Source organism: Longitalea arenae, assembly GCF_016924755.1.
GTDB classification, from domain to species: Bacteria; Bacteroidota; Bacteroidia; order Chitinophagales; family Chitinophagaceae; genus Niastella; species Niastella arenae.
On the sequence record NZ_JAFFJX010000008.1, the window covers coordinates 20,861 to 34,105 of the forward strand.

Genomic DNA, 13,245 nt, shown 5'->3' on the forward strand with positions numbered 1-13,245 from the left:
GAACCAACGACCTTCAGAGTAACTTAGGGAGTAAGTATTAATTGACCACGATAATCTCCATACATCTGGAAACCCCCAGGGGGAATCTTAATTGAGAAGTATGTTTGAGTTGACCCTGATAATCTTAAGACTTCATGTCTGTTGCTCTACCAACTGAGCTACTGCTTCGATAATCAATAACGGTAATTGAATAAGTTTATTCCAATGATGAAGTAACTTGTTCTTGACCTGTTCTTGATACAGCAAATATGCATAGCAGACTGCGCAGCGTATTTGCGTAGTAAAAAAATATTTCAGCAGTTTGTTTTAAATGTTTGTAAAACAGTTTATTAGCAGTGGAAATGTTTTTAAAAAGGAAAAACCGCGCCTAACTGCGCAGAACAGTTGCGTAGTAAAAATGGGCTTATTATTTTAAGGGCCGAAAAACCTTATATGTCTGTAAATAAATTAGCCCTTATTCGTTACAAGACCATCGATGACTGTTTGCGCAACCGGTATCGTAAATGGACACTGGAAGACCTGATCGAGAAAGTAGCCGGGGTGCTGTACGAACTGGAAGGTATAACTACCGGGGTGAGCAAACGCACCATTCAGGCCGATATCCAGGTCATGCGCAGCGATAAACTGGGCTATAATGCACCGATCGTCGTTATTGACAGGAAGTTTTACACCTACAGTGAACCTGATTACAGCATTACCCATGCCCCGGTAAACCAGGCTGATATCGATAAAATGAAAGAGATCGTGGGCCTGCTGAAGCATTTTAACGGGTTTACCTATTTTGATCAAATGAGCGAAATGATCGCCCGGCTAGAGAACAACCTGTACCGCAGCACCCACCCGGGCCGGAACTATATTCAGTTTGAGAATAACGGACTTTTGAAGGGCCTGGAACACATAAATCCATTGTACCAGGCCATCCTACAAAAGAGGTCGTTGCTGGTAGAATACAAATCTTTTAAAGCCGCCGCCTCGCAACAGGTCATTTGTTACCCCTATCTATTGAAAGAGCACCGCAACCGCTGGTTCCTGATCGCCCGGGCCAAAACAAAGAAGCAGCTGCTTACGATGGCGCTCGACCGCATTATTCATTTCCAGGAGCTGCCAAAAGAATCTTTCTTCGAAGAACCCGCCATCGATTTCGACCATTACTTCAGTGACCTGATCGGCGTTACCAAAAATGAACAGGAAAAAGCTGCCGGGGTGGTGCTCTTTGTCGATAAGTACAATGCGCCCTATGTGCTTACAAAGCCCATACACCATTCGCAACAACTGTTGAAGGAAGATGCCAATGGTATCATTGTCCGGTTGGAAGTGGTGATCAATTTCGAACTGGAAAGAGAGATCCTTGGTTTTGGCGAATGTGTAAAAGTGCTGGCGCCCCGTTTATTGAAGTCAAGGATCCACAAAAGGTTAATTAAGTGCGCAGCGAATTATGCAAAAGCACCGGATAAATCGGATGCGGAATAAACCCTTACAGTCGTACACCAACTGTACGAATACGAACAACTATCAAAAGCGGCCGGTCACTTAACATGCTGACCGGCAAATCGTTTTACATTTGGCATGTAGCTTGGCCGGCTTCTCCTGTACTTCAGGGTGTGCCCGGGATAAAAGTGCAAACTGCTGATCGAAGTATTGCAAAAAGCGATATATCATGCTTAAAAACTACTTAAAAACAGCGTGGCGGAACATCTCGAGGCATAAAGTCTTTTCTTTAATCAATATTGCCGGACTGGCATTGAGCCTTACAGTCGTATGGTTACTTGCGCTGTACATTGCGCATGAGCTAAGCTACGATAAGTATCATAAGAACGCCGGCAGGATCTACCGGCTGGTATCACATGGTCAATGGGATACCGAAAAATTTGATATCACCGGCACTTCGAACCTGGCAGCCCCAACGCTCAAAAAAGATTTTCCCGAAGTGGAAGATGCGGTACGCATCAATATCGAAGGGGGTGGCGTTATTGAATGGGAGGATAAAACAATCAAAGAAGGCGCCATCTTTTTTTCAGACCCTTCTTTCTTTACCGTCTTTACCTATCATTTTCTGGCAGGAAATGCGACAGCATTGCAAAGGCCTAACAGCATTGTACTTACGAAAACGCTTGCAGCCAAACTTTTCACAGACCCGCTTTCGGCGCTGAACAAAACCATAAACATCGATAAACAACCGGCTATCATTACCGGTGTAATTGAGGATATACCGGAAAATACCCACTTTTCCTGCAGTGCTATCAGAGCGCTACCCGGCGATATTAAAGGCGATTGGGGAGTGCTGAATACATACACCTATGTGCTGTTAAAAAAGAATGCAGATATAGACAGACTGCGGGCCAAGTTGCCGGCTTTTGTAACAAAATACCTTACCATCAATGCTGAAAATATACATTTTAAGCTGGAGCTGCAGCCTTTAACTTCCATTCACTTACATTCCCATCTGCAATATGAATTAGGCGAGAACCGCGATATAAAATACATCTATGTGATCTCTATTGTGGGGTTGCTTATTCTCATGATCGCCCTGATCAATTATATCAATATTACCACTGCCCGCGCTTCGAACCGGTTACGCGAGGTTGCTGTAAGAAAGATCGTGGGCTCAGGCGGAAACAATCTCTTTGGTCTTTTTCTTACTGAATCCGTCATCACGATACTTTTTGCAGCCAGCATCAGCCTCCTGTTGGTCGTTTTGTTCATGCCGCTGTTCAATTATGTTACCGGCAGGCAATTATCTGTTTGGGAGTTTGGCATTTTTCGCACGCTGTTGTGTTTGCTTGGTTTCGCCCTGATTACCGGATTCATTGGCGGTTGGTACCCCGCCTTTTTCCTGTCAAGGTTTAAAACAATCCCGGCCCTGAAAAACCAATTGGGCGATGTTAAAATGCAGACGGTTTTCCGGAAATCCTTGGTCACCTTTCAGTTTGCCGTAACAGTTGTTATGATCACCACTTCCCTGGTTATTTATCTTCAACTGAATTTCATGCGGAACACAGACCTGGGATTTAATAAAAAGCAATTGCTCACATTTCATCTCGATTCCAGAAATGTGAGGCAACAGGTGGAAGCGCTTCGTACGGCATTATTACAAGACCCGATGGTGAAAGCGGTTGCTTCTGCCGGCAACCCGATTGGAAATAACGATATCGGGAAAACAGAGTATTCAGTGGAAAAGGATGGGGTTTTCGACAAACATACCAAGCTGGCTTATTACTTAAATATAGACGCTGATTTTATTCCGGCCATGCAGATCAGGTTGAAGGAAGGGCGGAACTTCACAAAGCATATTGCATCAGACAGTGGGGATGTAATCGTGAACGAAGCTTTTATTAAAAAGCAGGGTTGGGCATCCGGTGTCGGTAAAAGAATTGCAAGGGGCGGAGATTCAACCGGTAAAATTCATTACGCTAATATCATTGGCGTTGTAAAGGATTATCATATCTATTCCCTGCAACACAGGATAGAGCCGCTGATGATGGAACTGCCCAAACGGGCATTGGACCGCGATAATATCTATGTAAGACTGGAAGTGAGCAACCTTGCTGAGGCTGTTCGATCATTGGAGAAAACTTTCAGGAAATTCGATGCAAGTTCGCCTTTTAATTACCGGTTTCTCGATCAAAACTTTTCAGCCCAATATAAAGCAGAAGAAAAGCAGGGGCAGATCTTACTGGCATTTACCATGCTTACCATTGTAATTGCCTGTTTAGGCTTGTTTGGTTTGATCACATTTACCGTTGGAAAACGTGTAAAAGAAATTGGCATCCGGAAAGTGCTGGGCGCCGGTGTAGGCATCACCGTTTTTCTCCTGACTAAAAACCTGTTGAAAGTGGTGACCATTGCGATGTTGGTGGCTGTGCCATTGTCCTGGCTGGTGATGAATAAATGGCTGGAAGATTTTGCTTACAGGATCGAGCTGCATTGGTGGATCTTTGCTTTGGCAGGAATTGTTTCGATCCTGATCGCCTTTGCCACACTGAGTGTGCAGGCAGTAAAAGCAGCATTGGCCAACCCGGTGACGAGCCTGCGGGCGGAATAGATCGGTTCGCGTTCCGCCATTTGCCTTCAGCCTTCTGCGTTCCGCATTTTTACCTTAGGCCCTTCGCCTAAGCGTTCTGCATTCCGCCTTCCGCGCTAATCCCAAAAAATTAATTTGCGCAACCGATCAGTTGCGCTTATATTTGCAACCGAACGGTTGCTAAAAGAGCCGTTTAGTTTCATGCGACGCGACGTATTTCAGGCTATTGCAGACCCTACCCGGCGGGCCATTCTCAGTCTGCTGGCCGTTCAGGCCATGACCCCCAATGCACTGGCCGATCATTTCGACAGCAGCCGGCAGGCCATTTCAAAACATATCAAAATTCTGACCGAATGCCAATTGGTTACCCAGGAACAAACAGGCAGAGAGATCTACTATCATTTTAACTCAAAAAAATTAAAAGAAGTGGACAAATGGCTACAACAATTCCGGGCGCAATGGGATACCCGGTTTACGCAATTAGACACATTATTAAAAACCATTAAAAACAAGAAATCATGATGCTGACAAAAGAAACGATCTATTCGAAAGATGCTTCCGGCAAGAAGCTCAAAGTAGAAAGAGTTTTTGATGCACCGGTAGAGCAGGTTTGGAAAGCCTGGACACAAAGTGATCTGTTAGACCAGTGGTGGGCGCCCAAACCCTGGAAGGCAAATACCAAATCGATGGATTTCCGGGAAGGAGGCAGATGGTTGTATTATATGGAAGGCCCCGACGGCAGCCGCCATCATTGCATCCTGAATTATAAGACCATTGACACCAATAAGTCTTTCAGAGGGGTTGATGGTTTTACCGATGAGAACGGAAACCTGAATACTGACATGCCGAGCATGGACTGGACCTGTGTATTCATTCCTGTTGGCAACACAACAAGGATAGAAATGGAGATCACTTTTGCTTCAGAGGCCGACCTGGAGAAAATTGTGGAAATGGGCTTCAAAGAAGGTTTTGCCGCCGCCCATACCAATCTCGACGAATTGCTGGCAAACCAATAAGATTTATAAGTTACACCCACGCTGTAAAAGGGCTGAACGGGAAGATTATGCACTTAATCGCCGTTCAGCCCTTTGTTTTATTATTAATTTGTTAAGCAATATGCCCCGGGGAACCAATGCCAGAAGGGTCTTTTCAATTGGTCGCTTAATGTGCGCGTTACCGTTGTGAAAAAATAATGAATAAATAGGTGTTTTAACGGGATCACACACCGCTTCTGTTTTGTAGTTTTAGACCAATAAACACCATTCCATGGCTAAAAGTGCAAAAAACAAGAAACCTGCATCCAGGGCCAGATCAATTCCTACATCAAATGCCAAAACTAAAACCATGACTATTCCAGAACTTTCGGCAAATGCCCTGGTGGCGGAAGGAGCCCCCCATTCAAAACCAGTAGACGTAACCTTTACCTTCATTGGCGGCATAGGGCAGGCCACCGCAGTGCTGTTCAGGAAAGGCGTGTTGATCAATATGCAAAGCATCAGTAATACCGGTAGCGTAACATTTTCAGAAGTACAAAGCAGCGATGTAATTTCGGTGAATGGGGTATGTACCGGCAAAGCCCAGGTTACCGTTAGCACCACTACCACGCCTGCATCGCCCAAAACATTCAATCCAGGGCTCATGATGGCGAACTTTTTAATCAAATAACAACCTGGTAATATGACTGCAAAATTTTCAGGGCTTGTCCTGCTAATACTCTTGTGCTTATCTTTTCCAGCGACGGCCCAAAAGAAACCGAACCCTATCTTAACGGCAGATTCTTTGGCAACGGGAAATTATAAAGATGTGCTGAATAGTTTTTTTCAGCTCGCCTTCGACCAACTGGCCAGTCCCGATAAGGAGGTCCGGTTCACGGGTACTCCCTTCGCCGTTATGGCCAAACTCGACAGCACCTTTTTACTCGATAAAAAATACCTTGAGTCGAAAACGCTCCGCAGAATAAATTATCAATTCGCATTACGGCTCGATACGGCTTTTAAATTCAATGGTTTTTCATCGGGTATTAAGTATGCCCTGATCAATAAACGGGATGAGACCGTTTCGCAGGCCTTCTTGGATATGGTGCTGGCCGATACATTGGCGCAGCAGCTGCTTACCCTCAATACGATCATAGGTGGTAAGATCTCAGCGATCAGTCCGGCAGATGTACAGGACAAGATCGCTGCGGAATATGATGCATTTGTGACCGGCGCAAAGAATTTCGGCGGTCTTAGCCAGCAGCTGCAGGATACCATCCTGGCAGTTATGAGAGCTAATGGGAATATCAGTAAACTCGCCGGCATCCTGGTAAACAATAAACAGTTTAACATGGCCAAAACGGCTGATAGTGTTTATCAGGACCTGAAAGCCAACTTCAATAAAAATGCATTGCTTACGATCGGGGTTACCGACACTACCTATAGAGATCAGTTTGTTTTTTCCAATGTGGTATTCCAGGCCGAGTTCCTGAAAGGAGTGAACAAGTATGCAAAAAGCAGGAATGACCTGGAATTTAATGCAAGGGCAGCCCTGCAGCTGGTGGATGACACGCTTAACGCCGGCCGCGACCTGAAAAGAGCCTTGTTCAGCATAGAACCGGCGTTCAACCTGGTATTCAAAACCAGGACCACGCAAAAAAGTTACCTGGAACTGAAATTCAGTACTGCGTATTATCGCAATGTCAGCACTTTATATGTTGGCGAAGAGCGGGACCGCTTTTTCCTCAATGGCACCATCAGGGTCAGGATCATGAATGATATCTGGGTGCCTTTCGAAATAAAGTACGATCCTAAAAATGGGAACCTGTTCGGCTTCCTGAATGTGAGAGCGAATTTCAGAGCACTGGCCGGTGCGGCAAAACAACTATAGTCTATAAGTATCGTAAATAATTAAGAGGCAAATCAGATATTAATAAAGGTTGGTGTAAGCCAGCCTTTGTTATTTTATGCCCATCTGGCGTTCTCCTACTCCACCTTTGATGTTTAATTATCTTTAATTTCCTTTCTTTTTATGCCGCTTTAATGCGTTTTTAATGTTTTCAACCGCCAGAGTTTCCCTAGTTTTAAACCTTGAAAAACCGGGGAAAAGGGGCCTGTATACGAAGATAACAATGTAAGTCATTATTTATCAGTAAGATAAAAATGTTAACATTTGCGTTTTAATTTGATATTATTTACTTAACATTGTGCTTTAATTTTCTTAAAATACATTTAATTTCTTTGCCGGCAACTAAATGTATTGTTATGAAGAAAAAACTAAGACAGCAAATACCAGGTACGCCTAAACGATTGTTCACTGATTTTCTCACTGTCTAAACTTGCTATATGAGATCAAGTTCTTTATTCAGGCAACTATTGCTATCAACGACTTTAACGGTCTATGCTCTCTTCCTGTCAGGGATCCCCGCATTTGCCCAAACCAATTCCCCTGTAACAATAGAAGGACAGGTATTGGACGATAAAGGCGCGCCACTGCAGGGGATAAACGTAGTGATCAAAGGCGCCCAGGGCGGTGTAGCCACCGGCGCCGACGGCAGCTTCACCCTCCAGGCGCCAGCCGGAAATGCTACCCTGGTATTTTCGTCCGTAGGTTATGTGACCCGCGAAGTGGCTGTAAAAGGCGCCACCAAAAACCTGTCCATTCGTTTGCAATCATCCACTAACACCTTGAATGATGTGGTAGTTATTGGGTATGGTACGCAGAAAAAAGTAAACCTTACCGGTTCCGTTGAAAATATCAGTTCAGCCCGCCTGGCCGACCGGCCTGTGACCCAGCTCTCAGCTGCCCTGCAGGGCGTAGCTCCCGGCGTTACCGTAACTACCACCACCGGCGCACCGGGTAGTGATGCCGGCACCATTCGCATCCGTGGCATCGGCACTTTGAACAATGCCAATGCACTCGTTCTGATCGATGGTATAGAAGGCAACATGAACGAGCTCGATCCAAATATGATCGAAAGCATCTCCGTCTTGAAAGATGCCGCTTCTTCCGCTATCTATGGTTCCCGGGCCGCCAACGGTGTAATACTGGTAACCACAAAAAGAGCCAGGGGCGAAAAGCTCACGATTACGTACAATGGCTACATGGGCAAACAAACGCCTACCAACCTGCCCGATAAGGTAGATGCGCTCGATCATATGCGCCTTTTGAACCTCGCCTATAGAAACACCGGCTTAACACCTGTTTTCACCGATGCACAAATTGAAAAGTATAGCCAGGAAATGTTTAACAACCCCGATGAATATCCCAATACCGATTGGCAGGAAGAAGTATTGAAAGGATCGGGTTTGATGCAAAACCATTCCGTAGGTATCAGCGGGTCATCGGGTAAACTGCGGTTTCTCACCTCGCTGGGTTACCTGAAACAGGATGGTATTATTAAAACATCTTCGTACGAACGCTACACCCTGCGTAATAATGCCGATGTGAAGTTCAGCGATAAAGTAAGCATGAAGCTCGACCTGCAGCTGATCAACCGGAATACGACCGAGCCGGGCCGGGGCATGACCAATGTCTTCTCACAAATGAACCGTATTCCCGCCACCCAGCTGGGCCGCCTCACCAATGGTAAATGGGGCGAAGGCTGGAATGGCAACAATCCCATCGCCATGGTAGAGGATGGCGGTTTCCAGAAGAATAATACGCTCAGCCTGCAGGGAAATTTACAATTGAGCTATAAACCCGTTCATTGGTTAACGGCCGACCTCGTAGCAGCACCCCGCTTTGTGAATGCATACGACGACAATTTTGTAAAAGCGGTCACTACCTATACCGGCGCAGGCTCGGTTGCCTTTACGCAGCCGGCCAAGAGTGAAAAAACAAATTCCAATGCGCGTTCTTATTATGGTAATTACCGCGCCAATGTGACCGCAGACAAAGATTTTGGTGAACATAGCATCAAGTGGATGGTGGGCGCTTCGCAAGAGACCTATTATTACTCTGACTTCACCGCCTTTCGCGATAACTACCTCTTCCCCGATTACACCGTGATCAATGCAGGCGACAAAAGCAACCAGCAGACAACGGGCAGTGCTACCGAATGGAGCCTGCAAAGCTTTTTCAGCCGCTTCAACTATAACTTCATGGGTAAATACCTGTTAGAAGCCAATGCCCGCTATGATGGCTCATCGCGTTTTGCCGAGGGCCACAAATATGGTTTCTTCCCTTCTTTCTCTGCCGGCTGGCGTATCAGTGAAGAGCATTTTATGCAGGACCTCCGCAGTGTGTTGACCGACCTCAAATTCCGCGCTTCCTGGGGAACATTGGGTAACCAGAATATCGGTACCAATTATGGATTTGTTTCCAGCATTGCCTTGGGTTCTTATGCACAGAACGGGCAGGTTGTTTCATTAGGTGCGCTGAACGATATGAACAATGAAAAGATCACCTGGGAAACTACGACCATGACCAATGTGGGTGTGGATCTGGTATTGTTCAAAAACCTTTCTATCACCGCCGACTGGTACCGCAAGATCACCGACGACATCCTGCTTACGCTTGATATTCCTTTATACATTGGCTTGAACGCACCGGTGCAGAACGCCGGTAAAGTAAGCAACGTAGGATGGGAATTAGGCGTAAACTATAATGGACGTGCCGGTAAAGATTTCACCTATGGCATCAACTTCAATATCTCTGATGTAAAGAATAAAGTGCTCGATCTGAAAGGCATCAGTGCCTCCAGTTTGCTGCAAAGCCGGGAAGGCTATTCCATCAACTCTATTTACGGACTGGAAGCCGATGGTTATTTCCAGTCACAGGATGAGATCGACAACCATGCAACACAGGTAGGTGTGCTGGCGCCCGGCGATATCAGATATGTAAACCAGAACAAAGACAATATCATCAATGATGAGGATTACAAAGTGATCGGCAGTACCATTCCCCGCTTTACTTATGGCCTCAACCTGAATGCAGCGTATAAAGGGTTTAGCTTTAATGCCTTCCTGCAGGGCGTGGGCAAGGCCAATGGTTATTTGTATTCCTATGCGATCCAGCCCTTCTATAGCGGTGGCACCGCCCATGAACAACATAAGGATTACTGGACACCGGAAAACCCCAATGCCGTTTTTCCCCGCCTTACCTACAACGACGGCGGCAACAATTACCAGCCTTCCAGCTTTTGGATGAAGAATGCCGCGTACCTGCGCCTGAAGAACATTACACTGGCTTATTCATTACCAATATCGCTCATCAGCAAATGGGGCATGAATGCATTGAAAGTGTATGTAGGCGGACAAAACCTGCTGACCCGTGATAAATTCTGGAAAGGTTATGATGTAGAAACAGCAGTGGGTACGGGCAACGCTTATCCGCAGGTAAAAGTGTACACCGTGGGCCTGGACATTAAATTCTAAACATCGTCATTTACAAATTATGAAACGTACATCAACCATCATATTGATTGCCGGTATAACAGTTGGAATGGCGGCCTGTAGCAAATCGCTCGACAAACTGCCGCTCGACAGTCCGTCTTCCGAAACATTCTATAAAAATGCCACGGAAGTGGAAATGGGCATACAGGGTTGTTATAAATCCCTGAACTGGGAATTAAAAGCTACCCGTCCCTGGCCCGTAATGCTTGATAACACCACAGACATTAGTTGGAACAGAAGCGCCCACGCCGTGCAGGAACTGGGCAATGGTACCGCTATCAGTACCAATTCTTCTGCAGAGATCGCCTGGACCCAATGTTATAAATCCATTGGCCGTGCCAATTTTTTGTTAGACAATATCGACCGCGCCACCGACCTCAGCGACGATTATAAAAAACAGGTAATCGCCGAAGCGCGCTGGGTAAGGTCCTTCAATTATTTTTTGCTCACAGAATTGTTTGGCGCCGTGCCGCTGGTAACAAACAGCATCAAGCTGGAAGAGGCGCAGCTGGAAAGAACATCAAAAACAGAGGTGGCGAATTTCATCCTGAAAGAAATGGACGAAGCGGCGCCCGACCTGCCGGCGGCAAACGTTGGTAAAACAGGAAGGGCAACCAGGGTGGCTGCATATGCTTTGAAAGCACGGGTGGCCCTCTTTAACAGACAATGGCAGGTAGCGGCTGATGCAGCGAATGCGGCAAGGGCCATCGGAAAATATGGCTTGTATGAGAATTACGGCAACCTTTTCAACTATACCGGCGAAACCAGCAAAGAGCATATTTTCTCCCTGCAATACATGAAAGGGATCATCACCCATTCTAATAGCAATTTCCTGTCATCGCGCCTCGCAGGCGGTGTGGCAAACGAAGTGCCCACCCAGCAAATGGTTGATTCGTATGAATGCACCGACGGCCTTACGATCGATAAATCACCCTTATATAATCCATCAAAGCCATTTGCCAACCGCGATCCGCGCCTGGCCATGAGCATTGCATTACCAGGCAGTGTGTATTATGGCTTTCAGTTCGAAACGCATCCCGATAGCCTGCGCGTTTGGAATTACAATGTATCCCCCGCCACGCGTGTACCTAATACCGACGCCACCAATGTGTACGCTACCTTCACCGGTTATATGTGGCGTAAATGGACCGACCCGAAAGACAGAACCGATGACGAGAACTGCGAAGGCGATATCGTTCTCTTCCGGTATGCCGAGCTTTTGCTGACCTATGCCGAAGCTAAGATCGAGGCCAACCAGATCGATGAATCTGTTTACAAGGCGCTCGACTCGGTTCGCCTGAGGGCAGGCATGCCGGCAGTGCCGCGGGCACAAACCCAGGCTTACCTGCGTTCCCTCGTACGCCGCGAACGTAAAGTAGAACTGGCCAATGAAGGACACCGCTTGTTCGATATCCGCCGCTGGAAAATCGCTGAGAAAACAATGAAAGGGCCGCGCTATGGCCGCAGCCGCACCACCTGGCTCACGTCGGCTCCCGCCATCGATGAGAACAGTACGCCTGATTACAGCAATGTATCAAACGCCGGTGTAATGCGGGTTATTGAGAACATGGTGTTCAATCCCAATCGCGATTACCTGTGGCCAATTCCAAACATTGAAGTACAAACCACGAAAGGAGCTATAAGGCAAAATGATAACTGGTAGGGCAAATGAGCTGATATGCTAATGTGATAATTTAATAATGTGATAATTTGATAATGGGATAATTCGATAATGTGATACTGAACACAAATAATAAGTGAATACGATGAAGATCTTCGCCCTTTGGTTATTGTCGCTGCTAACCGTTCTAACAGCCCCGGCACAGCAGCAGGACAGCATACAGCCGGTGCTTAGCGATCCCAATGCATGGTCGGTAGTTGTATTGCCCGATCCGCAGAACTATGTGAAGTACAAACGCAATCAACCCCTGCTCGACATCATGATGAACTGGATCAATGAGAACCGTGAACGGCTTCGTATAAAGATGGTATTATGCACGGGCGATCTGGTAGAGCACAACGATATTGAGAAACCCGATGGAATAAAAATGGACCAAACCGGTTTGCAGCAATGGGAAGCCATTGCTGCAGCCTTTGGCAAACTCGATGGCCGCATCCCGTATGTAGCGGCCGCCGGCAACCACGACTACAATATCTTCAGCTACACGCATGAACCCAAACACACCAATTACCCAAAATTCTTTACCCCAGAAAAGAACCCGCTGAACAAAGAACTGCTGCGGGAATATACCACCAATCCCGACAATGTGCCCAGCCTCGAAAATTCCTGCCTGGAATGGAGTTCACCCCAGGGCAAGGCTTTCCTCTTTATGACCCTTGAATTTGCACCGCGCGATGCCATTTTGCAATGGGCCAAGCAGGTAGTGACCCAACCAAAATATCGCGATCATACAGTAGTGCTGTTGACGCATGTTTACCTGAACTACAGGAACGAACAAACAAAAAGCGCCAAATACGACCTCAGGGATGCAAACTATGGAGCGGCTATATGGGAGAAACTGGTGAAGCCTGCCGGCAATATCCAACTCGTGATCTCAGGCCATATCGGTGAAAAAGACAATGCCCGTAAACATGTGGGTTTTCGCACCGATAAAAATGCAGCCGGTAAAAAGGTACAGCAAATGACATTCAACGCGCAGGCCATGGGCGGTGGGCATTATGGCAATGGCGGCGATGGCTGGCTGCGTTTACTGGAATTTATGCCCGATGGCAAAACCGTACATGTGAAGACCTTTTCCCCATTTTTTGCGATGTCACCCAGCACAAAACAACTGGCCCGGCGCAAAGAATCGTTTGACGAATTTTCTTTTGAACTGAATTGATTGCCTAAAA

Annotated in this window: 9 protein-coding genes; all 9 read left to right on the forward strand. The window is 46.5% G+C overall.

What is annotated here, in order from left to right; all coding sequences use genetic code 11:
• The first annotated feature begins 432 nt into the window (after positions 1-432).
• The 9 genes from JT717_RS16515 (at position 433) to JT717_RS16555 (ending at position 13,235) form a co-directional block, all read left to right on the forward strand.
• Positions 433-1,470 carry a helix-turn-helix transcriptional regulator gene (locus JT717_RS16515; RefSeq protein WP_205511608.1) on the forward strand — a complete coding sequence of 346 codons (1,038 nt, stop codon included), beginning with the start codon at positions 433-435 and terminating at the stop codon, positions 1,468-1,470.
• 187 nt (positions 1,471-1,657) lie between these two features.
• Positions 1,658-4,042: an ABC transporter permease gene (locus JT717_RS16520; protein ID WP_205511609.1), complete on the forward strand. Its 2,385-nt coding sequence runs from the start codon at positions 1,658-1,660 to the stop codon at positions 4,040-4,042.
• A gap of 180 nt (positions 4,043-4,222) precedes the next feature.
• Positions 4,223-4,543 (forward strand): ArsR/SmtB family transcription factor, encoded by a 321-nt coding sequence (locus JT717_RS16525; protein WP_205511610.1) that lies wholly within the window; start codon positions 4,223-4,225, stop codon positions 4,541-4,543.
• Positions 4,540-5,037: an SRPBCC family protein gene (locus JT717_RS16530; protein WP_205511611.1), complete on the forward strand. Its 498-nt coding sequence runs from the start codon at positions 4,540-4,542 to the stop codon at positions 5,035-5,037. Before JT717_RS16525 ends, JT717_RS16530 begins: the two co-directional genes overlap by 4 nt.
• Before the next feature lie 328 nt (positions 5,038-5,365).
• Positions 5,366-5,686, forward strand: a complete 321-nt coding sequence (locus JT717_RS16535) for a hypothetical protein (RefSeq protein ID WP_205511612.1) — start codon at positions 5,366-5,368, stop codon at positions 5,684-5,686.
• A gap of 114 nt (positions 5,687-5,800) precedes the next feature.
• The gene (locus tag JT717_RS16540) at positions 5,801-6,886 is read left to right on the forward strand and encodes a hypothetical protein (protein WP_205511613.1); all 1,086 of its coding nucleotides are present in this window, start codon (positions 5,801-5,803) and stop codon (positions 6,884-6,886) included.
• A 455-nt stretch (positions 6,887-7,341) separates the two neighbouring features.
• Positions 7,342-10,374, forward strand: a complete 3,033-nt coding sequence (locus JT717_RS16545; protein ID WP_205511614.1) for a SusC/RagA family TonB-linked outer membrane protein — start codon at positions 7,342-7,344, stop codon at positions 10,372-10,374.
• Positions 10,375-10,393: 19 nt separating this feature from the next.
• Positions 10,394-12,055, forward strand: coding sequence for a RagB/SusD family nutrient uptake outer membrane protein (locus JT717_RS16550; protein ID WP_205511615.1), 1,662 nt, complete (start codon positions 10,394-10,396; stop codon positions 12,053-12,055).
• 103 nt (positions 12,056-12,158) lie between these two features.
• Positions 12,159-13,235, forward strand: coding sequence for a metallophosphoesterase (locus JT717_RS16555; RefSeq protein ID WP_205511616.1), 1,077 nt, complete (start codon positions 12,159-12,161; stop codon positions 13,233-13,235).
• Positions 13,236-13,245: the final 10 nt, after the last annotated feature.

Bases quoted from the DNA above. Each gene is read 5' to 3' on its own strand.
- JT717_RS16550 (WP_205511615.1), top strand. From the start codon at position 10,394: ATGAAACGTACATCAACCATCATATTGATTGCCGGTATAACAGTTGGA.
- JT717_RS16525 (WP_205511610.1), top strand. From the start codon at position 4,223: ATGCGACGCGACGTATTTCAGGCTATTGCAGACCCTACCCGGCGGGCC.
- JT717_RS16545 (WP_205511614.1), top strand. From the start codon at position 7,342: ATGAGATCAAGTTCTTTATTCAGGCAACTATTGCTATCAACGACTTTA.
- JT717_RS16555 (WP_205511616.1), top strand. From the start codon at position 12,159: ATGAAGATCTTCGCCCTTTGGTTATTGTCGCTGCTAACCGTTCTAACA.
- JT717_RS16515 (WP_205511608.1), top strand. From the start codon at position 433: ATGTCTGTAAATAAATTAGCCCTTATTCGTTACAAGACCATCGATGAC.
- JT717_RS16520 (WP_205511609.1), top strand. From the start codon at position 1,658: ATGCTTAAAAACTACTTAAAAACAGCGTGGCGGAACATCTCGAGGCAT.
- JT717_RS16530 (WP_205511611.1), top strand. From the start codon at position 4,540: ATGATGCTGACAAAAGAAACGATCTATTCGAAAGATGCTTCCGGCAAG.
- JT717_RS16535 (WP_205511612.1), top strand. From the start codon at position 5,366: ATGACTATTCCAGAACTTTCGGCAAATGCCCTGGTGGCGGAAGGAGCC.